We start from the raw sequence: 19,650 nt of genomic DNA, 5'->3' as shown, positions 1-19,650 counted from the left end.
GGATGCTTTATGGCCAGAATTCTGGTGGTTGACGACGAAGTCGGTATACGCGAGCTTTTGTCGGAAATCCTTTACGACGAGGGACACACGGTCGAGCTGGCCGAAAACGCGGCGCAAGCGCGCGCTGCCCGCCTTCGCATGCGTCCTGATCTGGTGTTGCTGGACATCTGGATGCCCGACACCGACGGCGTGAGCCTGCTCAAGGAGTGGGGTTCGCAGGGCCTCCTGGACATGCCCGTCATCATGATGAGCGGCCATGCCACCATCGACACGGCGGTCGAAGCCACGCGCATCGGCGCCATGGATTTCCTGGAAAAGCCCATCACGCTGCAGCGTCTGCTCAAGACCGTTGCCGCGGGCCTGGCGCGCGGCCGCCTGCCGCATCCCGCGCCGGCCGCCGCCAACCCGGCCGCGCCCAGTCCGGTGGTGGCCCTGGAAGACGAACTGGATCCGCCCGCCGCCCTGGCTGCCGTGTCCGCCTCGGATGCGCCGGCCACCTCGAACGGCCAGTTGGGCAGCATCTCGCTGGACCAGCCGCTGCGCGAGGCGCGCGACGAATTCGAACGCATCTACTTTGAATACCATCTGGTCAGGGAAAGCCACAGCATGACGCGCGTGTCCGAGCGGACCGGACTGGAGCGCACCCATCTCTATCGCAAGCTCAAGCAATTGGGCATCGAGTCCGCGCGCAAGCGCAGCACATGAAGATCCTGATCATGGGCGCTGGCCGCGTAGGCACCAGCGTGGCGGAGAACCTGGTGTCCGAACAGAACGACATCACGGTCATCGATTCCGATCCGGTCCAGCTCAAATACCTGCAAGAACACTTCGACCTGCGCGTCGTCCGGGGCGACGGCTCGCAGGTGTCGGTGCTTGAAAACGCCGGCGCCGCCGACACGGACCTGCTCATCGCCTGTGCGGCCTCCGATTCCGCCAACATGGTCGCGTGCAAGATCGCGCGCCAGCTGTTCAACATCCCCCGCCGCATTGCCCGCATCCGTTCGGCCGAGTTCCCCGAGCATCCGGAGCTCATGAGCGAAGAGGGCTTCTGCATCGACGCGCTCATCAGTCCCGAGCGCAGCGTCACCACCTACCTGCACAGCCTCATCGAGTTTCCCGAAGCCCTGCAGGTCGTCGAATTTGCCGAGGGCCGCGTCAGCGTCGTCACCGTGCGCGTGGGGCACGGCAGCCCGATGGCCCATTCGTCCGTCGACAAGCTGCGCGATGTCTGGCCCGACGTGAAGGCGCGCGTGATCGACGTGCTGCGTGGCGGGCGCCCGCTGCGGGCGGGCAGCGGCACGGTCGTCGCGCCGGGCGACGAAGTGGTGCTGGTGGTGGACTCAGACCATGCCCGCCGCGCCGTCAGGAAGCTGCGCGACGCCGAACGGGCGGTGCGCCGCGTGATGATCGCGGGCGGCGGCAACATCGGCCTGCGCCTGGCGCGCCAGCTCGCCGAGGAAAAATACAGCGTCCGCATCATCGAGCACGACCTGAAGCGCTGCGAATACCTGGCGACCCAGCTCCCGGACAGCGTGCTGATCCTGCACGGCAGCGGCACCGACGAGGCCCTGCTGGAGCGCGAAAACATCGAAGACATGGACACGTGGCTGGCGCTGACCAGCGACGACGAAGACAACATCATGTCGTCCCTGCTCGCCAAGCGGCTGGGCGCGCGCAAGGTGATCGCGCTGATCAACCGCCAGGCCTACGGCGAACTGATGCAGGGCAGCCATATCGACATCGCCGTGTCGCCCTCGCAGGCCACCATGAGCGAACTGCTGCGGCACGTGCGCCGGGGCGACGTGGTCGCGGTGCACCGGCTGCGCCAGGGCGTCGCGGAGGCGCTGGAGGCCATCGCCCACGGCGACCGCTCCACCTCCAAGGTGGTTGGCCGCGCGGTGGGACAGATCAGCCTGCCCAAGGGCGCCAGCATCGGCGCGCTGGTGCGTGGCGAAGAGATCATCCTGCCTGACGCCGACACCGTGATCGAAACCGACGACCACGTCATCGTCTTCGTGCCCTCGCGCCAGCAGATGCCGCGGGTGGAAAAGCTGTTCCAGGTCTCGGCGTCATTTTTCTGATGCGCCGCGTGCTCCCACCCATGCGCGGCCCTCGCGCAGCCGGCTAAGCCTCCATGAAGCGCGTACTGGCCACCTTGTACATCCTGGGCCTCACCATGGTGATGTTCGCCCTCACCATGCTGATTCCGGTGTTCATCGCCTATATGGGGGCGGATGGGGCGCGCGATGCCTTCCGCGACGGGTTCCTGATCTCGATTGGCATCGGCGGCGGCCTGGTCGCGTTGACGCGGCCCCATCGCAGCGAATTGCGGGCGCGTGACGGCTTTGTCCTGGTGTCGGCGGTGTGGGCCGGGCTGCCGTTGCTGGCCTCCATCCCGCTGATGCTCTACTTCCATCGCGCTGGGCTGCCGCTGTCGTTCACCAGCGCGTATTTCGAGGCCATGTCGGGGCTGACCACCACCGGCGCCACGGTGCTGACCAACCTGGACGCCTTGCCGCCGTCGATCAACCTGTGGCGCGCCACGCTGGTCTGGATCGGCGGCATGGGCATCCTGGTGCTGGCAGTGGCCATTCTGCCCCTGCTGGGCGTCGGCGGGCACCAGGTGGTCCGGGCGGAAACCCCGGGCCCCATGAAGGACGAGCGGCTGACGCCGCGCATCGCCAGCACGGCCAAGGCCCTGTACGCGGTGTATTTCGCGTTTTCGATCCTGTGCTTCCTGGCCTACCGGCTTGCCGGGCTGTCCTGGTTCGAGGCGTGGTGCCATATGGCCACCACCATGGGGCTGGGCGGCTTTTCCACCTGGGACGACGGCTTCGCGCATTTCGATTCCGTGGCGGTGGAAATGGTGGCCATGGTCTTCATGCTGATCGCCGGCATCAATTTCGCCACGCACTTCAACGCCCTGCGGCAGCGCAGCCCGCGCGCCTACTGGCGCTGTCCGGAATCCATTCCCTACCTGGTCATCGTGCTGGGGGCCGGCCTGGTCATCTCGGTCTTCCTGTTCTTCAAGGGGGTCTATGCCGACCCGCTGGAGGCGCTGCGCTTCGGCATGTTCAACACCATCTCGGTGGCGACGACGACCGGTTACGCCAATACGGACTATGCACAGTGGCCGCTGTTCGCGCCGCTGACGATGCTGCTCCTGTCGGGCTTCTCCACGTCGGCCGGGTCCACGGGGGGCGGGATCAAGATGATCCGCGCCATCCTGCTGGTCAAGCAGGCCCGCAATGAACTGGTGATGATGCTGCACCCGCATGCCGTCAGTCCGGTCCGGATCAGCGGAAGGGCGGTGGAGACGCGGACCATGTCGTCCGTGCTGGCCTTCATGCTGTTCTACGGGATGACCATCGCCGTGTTCACCAGCCTGCTGCTGCTGTCGGGCCTGGATCCCATCACGGCGTTCTCGGCGGTGTTTGCCACCGTCAACAACACCGGGCCGGGCCTGGGCCCCGTCGGGCCGATGGGCAGTTTCGCGGTGCTGTCGGATTTCCAGATCTGGGTCTGCACCTTTGCCATGCTCATCGGACGCCTGGAGCTGATGACGGTGCTGGTGCTCTTCACGCCGATTTTCTGGCGCAAGTAAGCGCCGGTAGCCCCCCGGCAGCCTTGCCGGTGCCCCGCAATTTTGTAGGGGATAACCCTATAAAGGGTTATCCCACCCTGTCTGGAAACCCCCTTGCTGACTGGCCTGCGGCGCCTCCCCGCCCGGGAACCCGCGCCAATACTGCGTTGTTAGCGCTTGCTCACTTTTCTTCAGAGGGCAAAACGGGATGATTCGTGATGTTGCACACAAATGTCACGATTTTCAATCGTTTTGCCACAAAGCTGCGGCTATCATGCGTTCACAAGCCGCCGTCTAGTGCCCCCCGGGAAGTTGCCGGGCTTCAAGGTCGAACGGCGCATACCCTCATCAAACATTCAAAGGAGTCCGAGATGGAACAGATCCCGTTCATTTCGTCGGCCCCCAACACCCTGGGCATCGAACTCGAGCTGCAACTGATCGACCCCCGCAGTTTTGACCTTGCTGCAGCCTCTGACGAACTATTGGCCCAGATGGCCAACCATCCCATTGCCGACCGCGTCAAACCGGAAATCACGCGGTCCATGATCGAACTGAACTCCTCGGTGCACGAGCACCCGATGGGTCTGCTGACCGAGATGCGCGAGATGCGCGATGCGCTGGTCGAAGCCGCCGATGCCGTCGGCGTTTCCGTGGCCGGCGGCGGCGCCCATCCCTTCATGCGCTGGCAGGAGCGGTCCATCTCGGATACCCCGCGCTTCCAGTACCTGGCCGAAATGTATGGTTACCTGGCGCGTCAATTCACGGTGTTCGGCCAGCACATCCACTTGGGCGTAAAGAGCGGCGACGATTCCATCAAGCTGCTGCGCCGCCTGTCGCCCTACGTGCCGCATTTCATTGCGCTGTCCGCCTCTTCGCCCTATTGCGAGGGCGTGGATACCCTGTTCTCGTGCTCGCGCCTGAACGCGGTCAACAGCTTCCCGCTCGCCGGCCACCTGCCGCCCGAGGTCAAGGACTGGTACCAGTTCGAAGCCCATATTTCGCAACTGCGCGCGTTCGGCCTGGCCGAAAGCATCAAGGACCTGTACTGGGACATCCGTCCCAAGCCCGAGTACGGCACGGTCGAGATCCGCGTCTGCGACACGCCGCTCACGGTCGAGCGGGCCTGCCAGGTGGCCGCCTTTGCGCAGGCGCTGGCCGTTCTGCTGATGCGCGAGGAAGACCCCGGCGACAGCGCCTGGCTGTCCTATCGCAGCAATCATTTCCAGGCGTGCCGCTTTGGCTTGCAGGGCAGCTACGTGATGCCCGATGGCCAGCGCGTGCGTCTGATGGACCATCTGCGGGCGCTGTTCCAGCGGCTGATGCCGGTGGCCGAAGAGCTGGGCACGGGCGACATGATCGCCGCCCTGCGCGACGACGCCATGCGGTCCGGCAACGATTCCCGCTGGCTGCGCAGCCAGTACCACCGGCTGCGCGACCTGCCGCTGGTGGTGGAAGCCATGGCGAACGCCTGGCGAGGCGTGGCGGCGCCGGTCGCGCCGCCGGCCGAGCCCACGGCAGTGCTGCGCCGCCGTATCCGGGCCACGTCGGAGCCCATGCAGAACCTGGCGGCGTCCGAACCGGGCGTCAGCGTGCCCGAACGCCTGCACTAGGGGTCAGACCTCAGGTCGCAGGTATGCGGTCCGCCGGTCGCGGCCCCCTGTTCAGGGGGTTCCACGCTGGCGGCCGCCGATCGCGCTGATGGACAGGCGGGTTTCGCCCGCCACGGTCCGGTGGGCCGCCGCCCGCCAGGCATGGCCGTAGGCCACTTCGATGCTCAAGGGGATGAGGCCGTCCGCGTTGCGTTGCGCTTCCAGCGCCGCGCACAGGCGGTCGCGCCAGTCCCGGCCCACCAGTGCGCCGCGCCGTCCTTCGGCGGGGTTGCCGCCCAGCGCGCGCACGTCCTGCAGCAGCTTTTCGGGGCTGCGGTAGGTCAGCGTGAGGATCTCCTGGTCCATGACCGGGTCCGCAAACCCGTTTTCCACCAGCAGGTCGCCGAAGTCGTGCATGTCCACGAACAAGGGCGTGGCGGTGCGCAGGCCGGCGTCGGCCAGCGCTTGGCGCAATTCGCGCAGCGTGGCGGGTCCCAGACAGGAAAACATCGCCAGGCCGCCCACCTTCAGGATGCGGCGCCATTCGGCCAGCACGGCGTGCGGTTCCCGATGCCAGTGCATGGCCATGTTCGACCACACCAGTTCCAGCGATTCGGGCGCGAGGCCCGTGCGCGCCAGGTCTGCATTGACGAAGGCGGGCGCGGGCGGGCCGCGGCGCGCCAGCTTGCCGATCCAGGCCGAGAGCCCGCCGGGCGCGTGGCGCTTGCGCGCGTGGTCGAGCAGGGGCTCGCAGTTGTCCAGGCCGGTGTAGGCCGCTTCGGGATAGCGTTCGCGCAGCAGCGGCAGGTTGTCGCCGGCGCCGCAGCCGGCGTCCAGCAGGGCCTGGGGCTGGACGCGGATGTACTGCAGGCGGCCGAGCATGCGGCGCGCCACTTCGCCATAGAGGAACTGGGCGTCGGCCAGGTCGCCGCGGCGCGCGAACTGGCGCGGCACGTCGGCGCTGACGAGGGGCAGGGAGGGGGGCGTTGCGGTTTCTGGCAGGGACATTTCGGTCGCGCCCGCGGGATCGCCCGGGGGCGGAGCATGGTGTGATGAGGGATGGCACACATTATTGCGCATCCCGGCGGCAGGTTCCGATTGCCCCTACTGGACATGGGGCGACGGCTGCTGTCGCGCGCCGGCGGCGACTGTCCCCTGTGCGGCGCGCGCGTCGCGGGGGCGCGCCTGTGCCCGGGCTGCCAGGCCGACATCCTGGCCGCCCCGCCGGGCGCCGGCGCGCGGTGTCCGCGGTGCGCGCTGCGTCTCCAGGCGGGCGGCTCGGCTTGCGCGGCGTGCCTGGCGCGGCCGCGGGCCTTTTGCCGCACCGTTGCCGCGTTCGACTATGCGCCGCCGGCCGACACGCTGATCCTGATGCTCAAGACGCAATTACGGCTCAGCATGGCGCCCGTGCTGGCGCGGTTGATGGCCGATGCGTTGATGGCCGATGTGTTGCGGGCCGAAGTGTTGCGGGCCGAAGGCGCGCACGCCCTGTCGCCGCCCGGCCTGCTGCTCGTGCCCGTTCCCGCCAGCCGCGCGTCGCTGCGCCAGCGCGGCATGAATCCGGCCTCCGAGATCGCCCGCAGCCTGGCGGTCGAGCTTGCGCTGCCCCCGCCGCGCCACCTGCTGACGCGGCGGCGCGACACGCCCCGCCAGGCCACGCTCGATCGACGGGCGCGGCAGCAAGGCACGGCGGGCTTGTTCGTTTGTCCGCATCCGCTGCTCGGGCGCCATGTGGCGGTGGTGGATGACGTCATGACCACCGGCAGCACGGCCGACGCGGCGGCGGCCGCGCTGCTGGCCGCGGGCGCTGCCAGCGTGACGGTGCTGGTGGCGGCGCGCACGCCGTGAGCCGGCCGGGCGGGGCGGGCGCACGGGCCGCGGCTCGTACCTCCGCGCCGGCCGCTGCGCAGGCATCCGCACCGGCCGCCCCACTGGCCGCCGCCGGCAAATCGGCGACAATCACGCACCTGCGGCCGTTCCCTGGCCGCGGGCCATTTCACGTCTGCATCCGCCATGTTCCACGTCATTCTCGTCTGCCCGGAGATCCCTCCCAACACCGGCAATGCCATCCGCCTGTGCGCCAATACCGGGGCGCAGTTGCACCTGGTGCGTCCCTTGGGATTTGAACTGGATGATGCCCGCATGCGGCGGGCCGGGCTGGATTATCACGAGTGGCAGCCGGTGCGCGTGCACGACACGCTGCAGGAGGCACTGGCGGATACGGGGGCGGCCCCGTCCAGCATCTACGCGTTGACCACCCATGCCCAGCGCAGCGTGGCCGACGTCAGTTTCAAGCCGGGCGATGTGTTCGTGTTTGGCCGCGAAAGCGCCGGCCTGTCGGACGAGCATCAGGCGATGTTCCCGCCCCAGCAGCGGCTGCGGCTGCCGATGCGCGCCGGCCAGCGCAGCCTGAACCTGTCCAACGCCGTGGCGGTCACGGTATTCGAAGCCTGGCGCCAGCAGGGCTACGAAGGCGGCGCGTAGACGCCGCCTCCGGTCAGGCGCGGGCCCGGGCTCAGTCCAGCGACAGCTTCAGCTTGTCGATCACCTGGTCCCAGCGCGCCTTTTCATTCTTGATGCGGGCGGTCAGGGCTTCCGGCGTGGACGCCGCGGGCGTGAAGTACTGCAGCGCAAACTGCTTGCGGACGACGTCGCTGTTGATGATGCGCGCCAGTTCGCTGTTGAGCCTTTCGACGATGGGCGTCGGCGTGCCGGCCGGCGCCAGTACGGCGTTCCACGAGATGGCTTCGAAGTCCGGGTAGCCTTGCGAGGCCATGGTCGGCACGCCGGGCAGGGCGTCGCTGGGCTTCAGGCTGGTCACGGCCAGGAGCTTCACCTTGCCGTCGCGCGCCTGGGGCACGGCGATGGCGGGCACCATGAAACCGGCCTGCACGTCGCCGCCGATGATGGCGGTGATGACCTGCGGAAAGCCGGAGTAGGGGATGTGGGCCAGGTCGACGCCCGCGCTCTCCTTGAACATCTCCATGGCCAGGTGGGCCGAACTGCCGGGGCCGACCGATCCATAGTTCAGCGAGTTGCCGCGGCCTTTGACCAGCTTGACGAAGTCCTGGACGTTGTCGACCTTCAGGCTGCCCGGCACCACGAGCACGTTGGGGCTGGTGCCCACCAGCGAGACCGGCTCCAGGTCGTTGAGCGGATCGTAGCCCAGCGTCTTCTTGTAGAGCGTGGGCGCGGTGACCAGCGGGCCGTTGATCGTATAGAGCAGCGTATAGCCGTCGGGCTTGGCCTGCGCCACGAGACGCGTGCCGATGTTGCCGCCCGCGCCCGGCTTGTTGTCGATGACGATGGGCTGGCCCAGCGCCTGCGACAGCGGCTCGGAGATCGTGCGCGCCAGGATGTCGGGGGACGAACCCGGCGGGAAGGGCACGACCATGTGGATCGGCCGCTCGGGCCAGTCGGCATGGGCGGCCGCGGGCAGGATGGCGGCCAGGCTCAGGCACAGGCCACGCAGCAGCGGGCCGACCCGGAACTTGCGGGTTTGCGTCATGAAGGATGTCTCCTCGGGGTGGGTGTCGTGTCTTGTTGTCGGTAATGGATGAGAGGCGCGCCCGTCAGGCGGCGCCGGGCGCCTGGTCCGAGCCGGACCCTTCGTAGCGGGCATCCCGCGCCAGCAGGGCGGAGACCGCCGTCATGGGCGCCACGCCCTCGAACAGCACGGCGCACACGGCTTCGGTAATGGGCAATTCGACGTTGATGGCGCGGGCGCGGTCCAGCGCGGCGCGCGCGCAGCGCACGCCTTCCGCCGTCACGCCGCTGGCCAGGATGTCGGCCAGCTTGCGGCCCGCGCCGATCTCCAGGCCCACGCGCCGATTGCGCGACAGGTCGCCGGTGGCGGTCAGCACCAGGTCGCCCAGGCCGGTCAGGCCGGCGAAGGTCTCGGCCTGCGCGCCCAGCGCCACGCCAAAGCGGGTCATTTCGGCCAGGCCGCGGGTGATCAGCGCGGCGCGGGCATTGGTGCCCAGCGCGAGGCCGTCGCAGATGCCGCAGGCGACGGCGATGACATTCTTCAGCGCGCCGCCGACCTCCACGCCGATGAGGTCCGTGCTGGCGTAGACGCGCAGCGCCGCGCCGTGGAAGGCGGCGGTGGTGGCGTCGCGCAGGGCGGGGCTGCTGCTGGCGACGGTCAGGGCGACGGGCAGGCCCTGCGCGACTTCGCGCGCGAACGACGGGCCCGACAAGGCGCCGCCGGTCGCGCCGGGCAGCGCCTCGCGCATGATTTCATGGGGCAGTCTGGCCGTGTCGGCTTCAAAGCCCTTGCACGTCCAGACGATGGGGGTGTCCTGCAGTCCCAGCGCGGGCAGCCGTTGCGACAGCGCCTCGCAGAGAGACGTGAGGCCCGCGACCGGCACGCCCAGCACGATCAGGCGGCGCGCGGCGTCGTCCTGCAGGGTGCGCAGAGTGGCGTCCAGGTCGGAGGAAAACTGCAGCGTCTTGGGCAGGGTGATGCCCGGCAGGTAGCGGGCATTCTCGTGGGTGGCGGCCATAGCGGCCGCTTGCGCGGCTTCACGCGCCCAGAGCTGGGTGGGGTGGCGGCGGCTTGCGGCCGCCGCCAGCGCGGTGCCCCAACTGCCCGCACCCAGGACGGCGACGCGCAGGCGCGGCTCGGCGGGTTGGTTCATGGGGCGCCGCGGCGTGCTTACTGGCGGGTGGCGCCGGGGGGCAGGATGATGCCCGAGTCGCCTGCGCTGCCGTTGGCGGCGCCAGCCTGCTGCTGTTGCAGTTCGGCGATGCGCTGCTCGTACAGGGCCTGGAAGTTCACCTCGGTCAGGTGCAGCGGGGGCATCGAGGTGCGGGTGATCGCATCGGCGATGTTGGCGCGCAGGTACGGATACAGCATCGTGGGGCAGACAATGCCCAGCAGCGGGTCAAGCTGCTCTTCCGGAATGTTGGCCGCTTCGAAGATGCCGGCTTGCGTGCCTTCGACCAGGTACACGACCTTGTCGTTGATGCGCGTGGTGACGGTGACGGTGACCGTGGTTTCGAACACGGTTTCGGCCAGGCGCTGCCCGCCCACGGTGATGCTCACCTCGACCTGGGGCGCTTCCTGCTCCAGGAACACGTGGGGCGCGTTGGGCATTTCCAGCGAAAGGTCTTTCAGGTAGACGCGCTGCAGATTGAACGAGGGCGCGTCGTTGCCGCCTTCTTGCTGGGTGTTTTGGTCTTGATCAGCCATGAGTGTTTCCGTTGGTGGGAGGGCAAAAAGGGGCGATTAGCCGTTCAGCAGGGGCGTCAGTCCACCCGAGCGGTCCAGGGCCATCAGGTCGTCGCATCCGCCGACATGGGTTTCGCCGATGAAGATCTGGGGGACGGTGCGCCGGCCGGTTCGTTCGATCATGATGTCGCGTTGGGACGGCTCGCGGTCGATCTGGATGATTTCCAGATCGTCCACGCCGCGCTGCTCCAGCAGCGCCTTGGCGCGGGCGCAATACGGGCAATAGTCCTTGCTGTACATGACAACTTTGTTCATAGGGCGCTCCTGGGGGTTACAAGAAAGGGAAGATGGGGGCGAGTCGCCCCGATTCAACCCTTCTGGGTGACCGGCAGGCTGGCCGCCGACCAGGCGCGCATGCCGCCTTCGAGCGGCACCACGTCGGTAAAGCCCTGGGCGCGCAGCTTGGCGACGGCGCGGGCCGAGTCGCGGCCGTTGTCGCAGACCACCACGAGCGGCTTGTTCTTGGGCAGCGAGCTGGCCTTCTGCTCGATGTCGGCCGCCGGCACGTTTCGTGCCTGCGCGATGTGGCCGGCCTGGAATTGTTCGGCGGGACGCACGTCGACCCACACGGCATTGCGCTGGTTGACCATCTGGATGGCTTCATTCGTGCTGATGGCGGACCCCGTCCGGCCCTTGCGCAGGGCGGGAATGATCAGCATCACGCCGGAGACCACGGCGACGGCGACAATGAAAATGTTGTTTTTATCGAGCAAGAATTGCAAAAGATCCACGGGGTTTCCTGTAGTACGTCGGCCAGCGTACGTCGGCCAGCCTGGTAGGGGCGAACCCTGATGCGCCGCGTCCGGGAAGTGGACGCGGTGCGCCGGGGCAAAATCACGGGCAAAATCACTCAATTATAAAATGAGCGCATTCCTTAACCATCCTCCAACTTTAACCCGCGCGGCGGGCGCCCCAAACCATGCATAAACTCGTACTGATGCGCCATGGCGAAAGCCAGTGGAACCTGGACAACCGATTCACCGGCTGGACCGACGTCGATCTCACCGACACGGGCCGCGAACAGGCCCGCAAGGCCGGCGAACTGCTCAAGAAGGAAGGCTACACCTTCGACCTGGCCTACACCTCCGTCCTCAAGCGCGCCATCCGCACGCTCTGGATCGCGCTGGATGCCATGGACGCCATGTACACCCCGGTCGGCGTGAACTGGCGCCTGAACGAGCGCCATTACGGCGCCCTGCAGGGCCTGAACAAGTCCGAGACGGCCGCCAAGTATGGCGACGAGCAGGTGCTGATCTGGCGCCGCGCCTATGCCATCGCCCCGGAGCCGCTGTCGCTGGACGATGAACGCCACCCGCGTTTCGACAGCCGTTACGCCAAGATCCCGGCCGACCAGCTTCCCGCCACCGAGTGCCTGAAGGACACCGTGGCCCGCGTGCTGCCGTTCTGGAACGAATCCATCGCTCCGGCCATCCGCTCGGGCCGCAAGGTGCTGATCGCCGCCCATGGCAACAGCCTGCGCGCCCTGATCAAGCACCTGGACAACGTCTCGGACGACGACATCGTCAACCTGAACATCCCCACCGGCCAGCCGCTGGTTTATGAATTGGATGATGACCTGCGTCCCATCCGCCACTATTATCTCGGCGATGCCGCCGAGATCGAGGCGGCCATGGCCGCGGTGGCGGCCCAGGGCAAGGCCAAGAAGGACTGATATCTCTATGCGTCGCACGGCGGGGTTGTTGTTGGCGGTCATGCTGGCCGGAGCGGCGCTGCCTGCGCGCGCCGCGCCCAGCGACCTCGCCGGGCGCCAGTCCGACGCCGAAAAGCAGCAGGCCGCGTTGCGCGACCGCATCGAAAACCTGCAAAAAGACATCGACCAGCGCGAGGCCGCCCGCAAAGAGGCTGCCGACGCGCTCAAGCAGTCGGAATCGTCCATTTCCCGGATCAACCTGCGCCTGAAGGAACTGGCCGACGCCAACCGCCAGGCCACGGCGGACCTCGCGTCGCTGGAAAAGCAGATCACCGTGCAAGAGGCCGTGCTGGCCAAGCGCCGCGTCGAACTGGCCGACCAGCTGCGCACCCAATACACCAGCGGCCTGTCGCCCTGGACGGCGCTGCTCTCGGGCGACGATCCCCAGGTGCTGGGCCGCAACCTCGGCTATCTGGACTACGTGTCCCGCGCCCGGGCGGACGCCGTGAAGGCGCTGCGGGCCGACATCGACCGGCTGGCCGCGCTGCAGGCGCGCGCGGACGACCGCCGCGCCGAGATCGAAAAAGTGGTCGCCGAGACCTCCGAACAGAAAACCGCCCTGGTCGCGCAGCAGAAAGAGCGCGCGACCCTGCTGGCCCAGCTCGAGGGACAGATCGCCGCCCAGCGCGCCGAAGCCAACAAGCTGGGGCGCGACGACCAGCGCCTGTCTCGCCTCATCACCGATCTGGACGCGGCCATCGCCAAGCAGATCGAGGAAGCCCGCAAGGCCGAAGAAGCGCGCAAGCGGGCCGAGGAGGTCCGACGGGCCGAGGAAGCGCGACGCGCTGCCGAAGAAGCCCGCCGCGCCGCCGAAGAGGCCAAGAAGCGCGCCGAGGCCGAACGCCGTGCTCAGGACGCCCGCCGCAAGGCCGAGGCGGACCGCAAGGCCGCCGAAGACGGCGTGCGCCGCGACAGCGAAGCCCGCGAGGCCGCCCAGGCGCGCGAGCAGGTCGAGGCGGCGGCCCGCCAGAATCGCGGCCCGGTGGCCGTGGCCGACCCCGACGCCGCCGGACTGCGTCCGGCCGAGCAGCGGCAGACCCGCATCGGCGGTCCGGCCGATACCCCGACTCAGGCAAAACCCGCGGATCCCCCCAAAAAGGCGGAACCGATCGAGGGCGGCGCCACTCCAACGCGCAGTGCTTCGTCGCAGCAGTCAGCCAAGGCGGCCCCCGTGGGCGCGGGCAACGGGCTGCGCCACGGCCTGGCCATGCCCGTGCGCGGGCAGATCCAGGGCCGGTTCGGGGTGGACCGTCCGGATGGCGGCGTGTGGCGGGGCGTGGTGCTGCGCGCGGCCGAGGGCACGCCCGTCAAGGTGGTGGCCCCGGGCACGGTGGTCTACGCCGATTGGCTGCGCGGCTTTGGAAATCTGATCATCGTGGATCATGGGCAGCAGTACCTGACCGTCTATGCTTACAACCAAAGCCTGCTCAAACGGGTGGGCGATGCGGTGGCGGGCGGCGATACTATTGCTACGGTAGGGGCAACCGGCGGCCAAGTGGAATCCGGCCTATACTTTGAAATTCGCCATCGTGGCGCTCCTGTGGACCCGGCCCAGTGGCTGGCGCAGTAGATTCACGCCGTCTGTCTCGACGCGGCCGGCAAATGATATGTCGTTGGTAAAAACCGTTGGTTAAAAACCGTTGGCACATTGCCAAACCCATCGGCGAAAACACAATTCGGGAAGTGTGCATGGGCACTCGTAAGTTTCGCGGTTTCGGTCTGATTGCCATCGGTGCGGTGGCGGGTGTGTTGCTGAGTGTGGGCGTGACTGCGGTCGCCCAGCGCGGCAGTCCCCTGCCTCTGGACGAGCTCAGGCAACTGAGCAATGTCTTTGCCGCCATCAAGAACAACTACGTCGAAGCCGTCGACGACAAGACCCTGATCGACAATGCCATCTCCGGCATGGTGTCGAATCTGGACCCGCACTCCGCCTACCTGGATGCCGATGCGTTCCGCGAAATGCAGACCGCCACCCAGGGCGAGTTCGGCGGCCTGGGCATTGAGGTCGGCGCCGAAGACGGTTTCGTCAAGGTGATCTCGCCCATCGAGGACACGCCCGCCGCCCGCGCAGGCGTCATGGCCGGCGACCTCATCATCAAGATCGACGACACGCCCACCAAGGGCATGACGCTGAACGACGCGGTCAAGCTCATGCGCGGCGCGCCCAAGTCGCCGATCACCCTGACGATCATGCGCGCCGACCGCCCGCAGCCCATCGTGGTCAAGATCGTGCGCGACATCATCAAGGTGCGCAGCGTGCGCAGCAAGATGCTGGACAACGGCATCGGCTATGTGCGCGTGGCCCAGTTCCAGGAAAAGACCGGCGCGGACCTGGCCAAGCAGCTCAAGGAGCTGGGCGCGAAGGAACCGCCCAAGGGCCTGGTGCTGGACCTGCGCAACGACCCGGGCGGCCTCCTGACCAGCGCCATCGGCGTGTCCGGCGCATTCCTGCCGCCCGATACGCTCGTGGTGTCCACCGACGGCCGCACGCCGGACGCCCGCCACAAGTACCTGGCGACGCCTTCGGAATACGCCCGCGGCGAAAGCAACTACCTGTCGGGCCTGCCGGCCTGGACCAAGACCGTGCCCATGGTGGTGCTGGTCAACGTGGGTTCGGCCTCGGCGTCCGAGATCGTGGCCGGCGCGCTGCAAGACCACAAGCGCGCCAAGGTGCTGGGCAACCGCACGTTCGGCAAGGGCTCCGTGCAGGTGATCCTGCCGCTGTCTGAAACCACCGCGGTCAAGCTCACGACCTCGCGCTACTTCACGCCCAGCGGCCGTTCCATCCAGGCAACCGGCATCGAACCGGATTACGTCGTGGCCGACACGGCCGATGGCGACCTGTTCCGCCTGCCGCGCGAAGCCGACCTGCAGCGCCACCTGTCCAACCAGCAGACCACCAACGAAGTCAAATCCAGCGCCGACCAGGACAACGTCGAACTGCCGGCCAAGGTCTTCGAATTCGGCGGCAAGGACGACTTCCAGCTGCAGCAGGCCCTGAACCTGCTGGCCGGCAAGCCGGTGCAGAAGGGCTCGGCCCGCGCCCAGGCCAAGGCTGACGCCAAGGCCGGCGGCGGAACGCCCCAGCGCATGACGATCACGCCGACCGGAGTCGAGCCCAGTAAGAACAAATGAACGACGAGCAACTGCTGCGCTATGCCCGCCACATCCTGCTGGACGAACTCGGGATCGAAGGGCAGGAAAAACTCCTGGCGGCGCGTGTGCTCATCGTGGGGGCGGGCGGCCTGGGTTCGCCCGCCGCGCTCTACCTGGCCACCGCTGGCGTGGGCGACATCACGCTGGCCGACGACGACGTCGTCGAACTGAGCAACCTGCAACGCCAGATCCTGCACACCACCGCCAGCGTCGGCCGCCCCAAGGCCGAGTCCGGCCGCGACATGCTGCACGCCTTCAACCCGCAGACCCGGGTCCATGCCCGGGTCGAGCGCCTGAAGGACCAGGCCCTGTCCGATGCGGTCGCCCAGGCGGACCTGGTGCTCGACTGCACCGACAACTTCACCACCCGCCACGCGATCAACCGCGCGTGCGTGCAGCACCGCAAGCCGCTGGTTTCCGGCGCCGCCATCCGCTTTGACGGCCAGGTCAGCGTCTACGACCTGCGCGACGACAACGCGCCGTGCTATCACTGCCTGTTCCCCGAGGCCGACGAGGTCGAGGAAGCCAACTGCGCCACGATGGGCGTGTTCGCCCCGGTGGTCGGCATCATCGGCAGCATGCAGGCCGCCGAGGCGCTCAAGCTGCTGTCCGGGGTGGGCGAAAGCCTGTCCGGCCGCCTGTTGTGGCTGGACGTGCGCACCATGCAATGGCGCAGCGTCAACGTGCAGCGGGACCCGGAATGCGCCGTTTGCGGCCACCGCGGACAGGCCTGAAACGCGGCCGTATTGCACTTGGGGACAATACTAAAGGCCTGAGATACCTGCTATAACGCCAGCCAGCCTACTGAAATCGGGTAGATGGCCATGGACATGACGGCGTGGATACAGGACTGAAGTTCAGCCTGCCCAAGTGGCGGCTCACGCGTTGGCTGACACATACCGGGCACGACACGCCGGCGGACATCCGCGCGGCCCTCATCGCCAGTCTCTTCGGCACGCTTCCCATTTTTGCCGGCGGGGTCATCAACACGCTGATGATCTCGGGCGTCGTTGCGTGGCGCCGCCCGGAACCGCTGTATGTCTCCTGGCTGATCCTGGAAGTCGTGCTCGCGATCGTGCGCGTCACCATCCTGCGTGCCGCCCTGCGCGCGGCGCCCAAGGGCGGCAACACCCATACCGACATCTATATCGTCCTGGCCCTGATGTGGGCGTTCAGCGTGGGCTATGGCGTCTTCGTCACCTTTCTGAACGGCGACTGGCTCGCCGCGACGCTGGCCGGCGTGTCCTGCGGCGCCATGGCCGGGGGCATCTGCTTTCGCAATTACGGCGCGCCGCGGCTGGTGGGCGTCATGATCTTCCTGAGCCTGGGGCCCATGTGCCTGGGCGCGCTCTTCACGGGCGAATGGGTGATGGTCATCGTCTTCATCCAGATTCCGTTCTACCTGATCAGCATGAGCATCGCCTCGCACCGGCTGAACCGCATCCTGGTGTCCACCATGCAGGCCGAACGGGACAGCGACCGGCGCGCCAGCGAAGACGCGCTCACCGGCCTGGCCAACCGCGCCGGCCTGCAGGCGGCGCTGGAGCGGGTGTGCTCCAGCGCGCGCGGCCACGACAGCGCGGCGGCGCTGCTCTACATGGACATGGACGATTTCAAGCGCATCAACGACAGCTACGGCCACGCCGCGGGCGATCTGGTGCTGCGGACCATCGCGGACCGCATGCGGGCGATGCTCCGGGTGGACGACGTGGCCGCCCGCATCGGGGGCGACGAATTCATCGTCCTGGTCACCGGCATCGACGCCACCGCCGCCTTGCGGCTGGGCGACCACCTGCTGCGCGACGCCTCCCAGCCCATCACCCTGGCCGATGGCACGCGGGTCTGCGTCGGCCTGTCCATCGGCATCTCCATCATGACGGGCGCCAACCGCACGCCCCAGGGGGCGCTGGACTCCGCCGACGCGGCGCTGTATCGCGCCAAGGCGCAGGGCGGACGCTGCTGCGTGGTGGACCAGGGTGCATCCTGCGACGTGAACGAGGACATGCCGGGCGCTTCAATGGCGGCTTGAGCGCAAGCGTCGCGGCCAGGCCGCGGGCGCCGCTGTCCGAATCAGTCCGAAATAATCACACTGAACGAATAACTCCCACCGTCCTCCGTAACAACAAAGTTATCAGATAACCTGAAAAATCTGCCTATAATCCGCCGATGTTGACCAAGCACCTCACCCTCACCGAGCAGGTCGCTCGCCAGCTCGCCAGCGAAATCGCGGACGGCGTCCATCCCGTCGGCGCCAAGCTGCCCGCGGGCCGTTTGTTGGCCGAGCAGTACGGCGTCAGCGCCGCCGTCATCCGCGAAGCGACGGAACGCCTGCGCGCGCAAGGGCTGATCCAGAGCCGCCAGGGTTCCGGCAGCACCGTCGTCTCGCGCACCGGGGCGCAAGGCTTCCAGGTGTCCTCCGGCATTGCCGTCAACCGCGAAAAGCTGGCCAGCGTCTACGAACTGCGCATGGAACTGGAAGGCGGCGCCGCCGCGCTTGCCGCCGTCCGCGGTTCCGCATCGGACCTGCTGGCCATGGAAGAGGCGCTCGCTCGCCTGCAAGCGAACCTCGAGCATCCCGAACAGGGCGTCGAACACGACATCGCCTTTCACGTCGCCATCGCCGCCGCCACCCACAACAGCTATTACCAGGACCTGCTGCAATACCTGAACCTGCAGCTGCGCCTGGCCGTCAGCACGGCCCGGTCCAACAGCCGCCTGCAGGATGGCCTGACGCTCGCCGTGCATCAGGAGCACGTCGCCGTGTTCGAGGCCATCCGCTCGCGCGATCCCGACCGCGCCCGGCAGGCCGCCATCGGCCACCTGCGCCAGGCCGCCAGCCGCCTGCAACTCGATCTTCCCTTTTCCGCCGCAAACCACATCTCATGACTGCATCCGACTTTTCTCAACGGCTGGTCCAGGCCCTGGGCCCCGATACCGTCTTCACCGCCCCGGCGGACATCGCCCCGTGGCTGTCCGACTGGCGCGGCCTGTACAACGGCCAGGCCCAGGCAGTCGTGCGCCCGCGCACGACCGCGGAAGTGGCAACGTGCCTGGCGCTCTGCCAGCAGGCCGGCGTGCCCGTGGTTCCGCGTGGCGGCAACACCGGCCTGTGCGGCGGCGCCACGCCCGATGGCGGCGCGCACAACGTCGTCATCAGCCTGGACCGCATGAACGCCGTGCGCGCCATCGACACCGTGGCGAACACCCTGGTCGCCGAAGCCGGCGCCATCCTCGGCAACCTGCGCCGCGCCGCGCAGGACGCCGGCCGCCTGCTGCCGCTCAGCCTTGCCGCGGAAGACTCCAGCCAGATCGGCGGCAACGTGGCCACCAACGCGGGCGGCGTGAACGTCGTCCGCTACGGCATGGCGCGCGAACTCGTGCTGGGCCTGGAAGCGGTGCTGCCCACCGGCGAAATCTTCCACGGCCTGCGCACGCTGCGCAAAGACAACACCGGCTACGACCTCAAGCAACTGCTCATCGGCTCCGAGGGCACGCTGGGCATCATCACCGCCGTCGCGCTGCGCCTGTTCCCGCGCACCGACGTGCGTTCGGTGGTGCTTGCCGCGGTCGAATCCCCGGCGCAAGCCCTGCAGTTGTTCGAAATCCTGTTCGAGCAATGCGGCGCGCGGCTGCAGGCCTTCGAGTTCTTCACGGGCGATTGCCTGGACCTGGTGCTCACGCACGCCGAGGGCGTGCAGGAACCCTTCGAGCAGCGCTACCCGGCCTACGTGCTGGTGGAACTGGCCGACACCGCCGACGAACAGGCCCTGAACGCACTGCTTGAAAACGTCATCGGCACCGCGCTTGAGCGCGGCCTGTGCCTGGACGCCGCGGTCTCGGCCTCGCTTGCCCAGTTGCAGACGCTGTGGAAGCTGCGCGAGGAAATCTCCGAAGCCCAGCGCGCCGACGGCCCTCACCTCAAGCACGACGTTTCGCTGCCCATCGAACGCATTCCCGACTTCATGCAATCCGCCGAAGCCCGCGTGCGCGCCATTTACCCTGACATCCGCCCCTTCATCTTCGGGCACTTCGGCGACGGCAACCTGCACTACAACCTGTCCCGTCCCGCCGGCGCGGACCGCAACTGGGTTGCCGAACATGGCGCGGCGATCACGGACGCGGTGCTGGACGAAGTCAACCGCTACGGGGGAAGCATCTCGGCAGAGCACGGGATCGGCCAGCTAAAGCGCGATCACTTCCTGCACAGCAAGGATCCGGTGGAGTTGCGGCTGATGCGGGAAATCAAGAAGGTCATGGACCCGGCGGGCATCATGAACCCCGGAAAACTGCTCTAGGCGGAATGCCGCCCGGCGTCATGCGACGCGGGGCGTCCTGGACGCCCCGGCCCGGCGCTTCCGGCAGCCGGCCTCCCGGCCGT

At 67.8% G+C, this 19,650-nt stretch carries 19 protein-coding genes; 13 read left to right on the top strand and 6 right to left on the bottom strand.

Annotated elements, in window-relative coordinates; all coding sequences use genetic code 11:
- Positions 1-9: 9 nt before the first annotated feature.
- The 4 genes from BMW75_RS10750 (at position 10) to BMW75_RS10735 (ending at position 5,193) form a co-directional block, all read left to right on the top strand.
- Positions 10-705 (top strand): response regulator, encoded by a 696-nt coding sequence (locus BMW75_RS10750; RefSeq protein WP_092579194.1) that lies wholly within the window; start codon positions 10-12, stop codon positions 703-705.
- Positions 702-2,081, top strand: a complete 1,380-nt coding sequence (gene trkA, locus BMW75_RS10745; protein ID WP_076518564.1) for a Trk system potassium transporter TrkA — start codon at positions 702-704, stop codon at positions 2,079-2,081. Before BMW75_RS10750 ends, trkA begins: the two co-directional genes overlap by 4 nt.
- 53 nt (positions 2,082-2,134) lie before the next feature.
- Positions 2,135-3,604 carry a TrkH family potassium uptake protein gene (locus tag BMW75_RS10740; protein ID WP_092579192.1) on the top strand — a complete coding sequence of 490 codons (1,470 nt, stop codon included), beginning with the start codon at positions 2,135-2,137 and terminating at the stop codon, positions 3,602-3,604.
- Positions 3,605-3,954: 350 nt separating this feature from the next.
- Complete coding sequence (locus BMW75_RS10735; protein WP_092579190.1) at positions 3,955-5,193, top strand: YbdK family carboxylate-amine ligase; 1,239 nt, start codon at positions 3,955-3,957, stop codon at positions 5,191-5,193.
- Positions 5,194-5,244: 51 nt separating this feature from the next.
- Here the strand turns inward: BMW75_RS10735 and BMW75_RS10730 are convergent, their stop codons facing one another.
- Positions 5,245-6,180 (bottom strand): methyltransferase domain-containing protein, encoded by a 936-nt coding sequence (locus BMW75_RS10730; RefSeq protein ID WP_092579188.1) that lies wholly within the window; start codon positions 6,178-6,180, stop codon positions 5,245-5,247.
- Positions 6,181-6,231: 51 nt separating this feature from the next.
- On the opposite strand from BMW75_RS10730, the gene BMW75_RS10725 reads away from it, so the two are divergent.
- Both BMW75_RS10725 and BMW75_RS10720 read left to right on the top strand, forming a co-directional pair.
- On the top strand, positions 6,232-7,020 hold the full coding sequence (locus BMW75_RS10725; RefSeq protein WP_371466931.1) for a ComF family protein: 789 nt from the start codon (positions 6,232-6,234) through the stop codon (positions 7,018-7,020).
- Positions 7,021-7,185: 165 nt separating this feature from the next.
- Entirely contained in the window at positions 7,186-7,656 is a 471-nt protein-coding gene (locus BMW75_RS10720; protein WP_092579184.1) for a tRNA (cytidine(34)-2'-O)-methyltransferase, read from the top strand.
- A 31-nt stretch (positions 7,657-7,687) separates the two neighbouring features.
- On the opposite strand, the gene BMW75_RS10715 is transcribed toward BMW75_RS10720, so the two are convergent.
- The 5 genes from BMW75_RS10715 to BMW75_RS10695 form a co-directional block, all read right to left on the bottom strand.
- The gene (locus tag BMW75_RS10715; RefSeq protein ID WP_092579182.1) at positions 7,688-8,680 is read right to left on the bottom strand and encodes a Bug family tripartite tricarboxylate transporter substrate binding protein; all 993 of its coding nucleotides are present in this window, start codon (positions 8,678-8,680) and stop codon (positions 7,688-7,690) included.
- Positions 8,681-8,744: 64 nt separating this feature from the next.
- Positions 8,745-9,812 (bottom strand): NAD(P)H-dependent glycerol-3-phosphate dehydrogenase, encoded by a 1,068-nt coding sequence (locus tag BMW75_RS10710; protein WP_076518571.1) that lies wholly within the window; start codon positions 9,810-9,812, stop codon positions 8,745-8,747.
- A gap of 17 nt (positions 9,813-9,829) precedes the next feature.
- Positions 9,830-10,366 (bottom strand): protein-export chaperone SecB, encoded by a 537-nt coding sequence (gene secB, locus BMW75_RS10705; protein ID WP_076518572.1) that lies wholly within the window; start codon positions 10,364-10,366, stop codon positions 9,830-9,832.
- Positions 10,367-10,402: 36 nt separating this feature from the next.
- Positions 10,403-10,660, bottom strand: coding sequence for a glutaredoxin 3 (grxC, locus tag BMW75_RS10700; protein ID WP_092579180.1), 258 nt, complete (start codon positions 10,658-10,660; stop codon positions 10,403-10,405).
- Between the two features lie 53 nt (positions 10,661-10,713).
- Positions 10,714-11,136, bottom strand: coding sequence for a rhodanese-like domain-containing protein (locus tag BMW75_RS10695; protein ID WP_076518574.1), 423 nt, complete (start codon positions 11,134-11,136; stop codon positions 10,714-10,716).
- A gap of 188 nt (positions 11,137-11,324) precedes the next feature.
- Between BMW75_RS10695 and gpmA the strand changes: the two genes are divergently transcribed.
- The 7 genes from gpmA (at position 11,325) to BMW75_RS10660 (ending at position 19,567) form a co-directional block, all read left to right on the top strand.
- Positions 11,325-12,077, top strand: coding sequence for a 2,3-diphosphoglycerate-dependent phosphoglycerate mutase (gene gpmA / locus BMW75_RS10690; RefSeq protein WP_076518575.1), 753 nt, complete (start codon positions 11,325-11,327; stop codon positions 12,075-12,077).
- A gap of 7 nt (positions 12,078-12,084) precedes the next feature.
- Entirely contained in the window at positions 12,085-13,686 is a 1,602-nt protein-coding gene (locus BMW75_RS10685; protein ID WP_092579178.1) for a murein hydrolase activator EnvC family protein, read from the top strand.
- A gap of 119 nt (positions 13,687-13,805) precedes the next feature.
- On the top strand, positions 13,806-15,251 hold the full coding sequence (locus tag BMW75_RS10680; protein WP_076518577.1) for a S41 family peptidase: 1,446 nt from the start codon (positions 13,806-13,808) through the stop codon (positions 15,249-15,251).
- The gene (locus BMW75_RS10675; RefSeq protein WP_076518578.1) at positions 15,248-16,006 is read left to right on the top strand and encodes a HesA/MoeB/ThiF family protein; all 759 of its coding nucleotides are present in this window, start codon (positions 15,248-15,250) and stop codon (positions 16,004-16,006) included. The genes BMW75_RS10680 and BMW75_RS10675 overlap by 4 nt, the downstream gene beginning before the upstream one ends.
- Positions 16,007-16,110: 104 nt before the next feature.
- Positions 16,111-17,301, top strand: coding sequence for a GGDEF domain-containing protein (locus BMW75_RS10670; RefSeq protein ID WP_076518579.1), 1,191 nt, complete (start codon positions 16,111-16,113; stop codon positions 17,299-17,301).
- A gap of 137 nt (positions 17,302-17,438) precedes the next feature.
- The gene (locus BMW75_RS10665) at positions 17,439-18,158 is read left to right on the top strand and encodes a FadR/GntR family transcriptional regulator (RefSeq protein ID WP_092579176.1); all 720 of its coding nucleotides are present in this window, start codon (positions 17,439-17,441) and stop codon (positions 18,156-18,158) included.
- Positions 18,155-19,567, top strand: a complete 1,413-nt coding sequence (locus BMW75_RS10660) for an FAD-binding oxidoreductase (protein WP_092579174.1) — start codon at positions 18,155-18,157, stop codon at positions 19,565-19,567. The genes BMW75_RS10665 and BMW75_RS10660 overlap by 4 nt, the downstream gene beginning before the upstream one ends.
- Positions 19,568-19,650: the final 83 nt, after the last annotated feature.

It is taken from the genome of Achromobacter sp. NFACC18-2, assembly GCF_900108985.1.
In the GTDB taxonomy this organism is placed as follows: domain Bacteria; phylum Pseudomonadota; class Gammaproteobacteria; order Burkholderiales; family Burkholderiaceae_B; genus Achromobacter.
This window is presented reverse-complemented; position numbering and strand designations above follow the sequence as displayed.

Bases quoted from the DNA above. Each gene is read 5' to 3' on its own strand.
- BMW75_RS10750 (WP_092579194.1), top strand. From the start codon at position 10: ATGGCCAGAATTCTGGTGGTTGACGACGAAGTCGGTATACGCGAGCTT.
- trkA (WP_076518564.1), top strand. From the start codon at position 702: ATGAAGATCCTGATCATGGGCGCTGGCCGCGTAGGCACCAGCGTGGCG.
- BMW75_RS10740 (WP_092579192.1), top strand. From the start codon at position 2,135: ATGAAGCGCGTACTGGCCACCTTGTACATCCTGGGCCTCACCATGGTG.
- BMW75_RS10735 (WP_092579190.1), top strand. From the start codon at position 3,955: ATGGAACAGATCCCGTTCATTTCGTCGGCCCCCAACACCCTGGGCATC.
- BMW75_RS10730 (WP_092579188.1), bottom strand. From the start codon at position 6,180: ATGTCCCTGCCAGAAACCGCAACGCCCCCCTCCCTGCCCCTCGTCAGC.
- BMW75_RS10725 (WP_371466931.1), top strand. From the start codon at position 6,232: ATGGCACACATTATTGCGCATCCCGGCGGCAGGTTCCGATTGCCCCTA.
- BMW75_RS10720 (WP_092579184.1), top strand. From the start codon at position 7,186: ATGTTCCACGTCATTCTCGTCTGCCCGGAGATCCCTCCCAACACCGGC.
- BMW75_RS10715 (WP_092579182.1), bottom strand. From the start codon at position 8,680: ATGACGCAAACCCGCAAGTTCCGGGTCGGCCCGCTGCTGCGTGGCCTG.
- BMW75_RS10710 (WP_076518571.1), bottom strand. From the start codon at position 9,812: ATGAACCAACCCGCCGAGCCGCGCCTGCGCGTCGCCGTCCTGGGTGCG.
- secB (WP_076518572.1), bottom strand. From the start codon at position 10,366: ATGGCTGATCAAGACCAAAACACCCAGCAAGAAGGCGGCAACGACGCG.
- grxC (WP_092579180.1), bottom strand. From the start codon at position 10,660: ATGAACAAAGTTGTCATGTACAGCAAGGACTATTGCCCGTATTGCGCC.
- gpmA (WP_076518575.1), top strand. From the start codon at position 11,325: ATGCATAAACTCGTACTGATGCGCCATGGCGAAAGCCAGTGGAACCTG.
- BMW75_RS10685 (WP_092579178.1), top strand. From the start codon at position 12,085: ATGCGTCGCACGGCGGGGTTGTTGTTGGCGGTCATGCTGGCCGGAGCG.
- BMW75_RS10680 (WP_076518577.1), top strand. From the start codon at position 13,806: ATGGGCACTCGTAAGTTTCGCGGTTTCGGTCTGATTGCCATCGGTGCG.
- BMW75_RS10675 (WP_076518578.1), top strand. From the start codon at position 15,248: ATGAACGACGAGCAACTGCTGCGCTATGCCCGCCACATCCTGCTGGAC.
- BMW75_RS10665 (WP_092579176.1), top strand. From the start codon at position 17,439: ATGTTGACCAAGCACCTCACCCTCACCGAGCAGGTCGCTCGCCAGCTC.
- BMW75_RS10660 (WP_092579174.1), top strand. From the start codon at position 18,155: ATGACTGCATCCGACTTTTCTCAACGGCTGGTCCAGGCCCTGGGCCCC.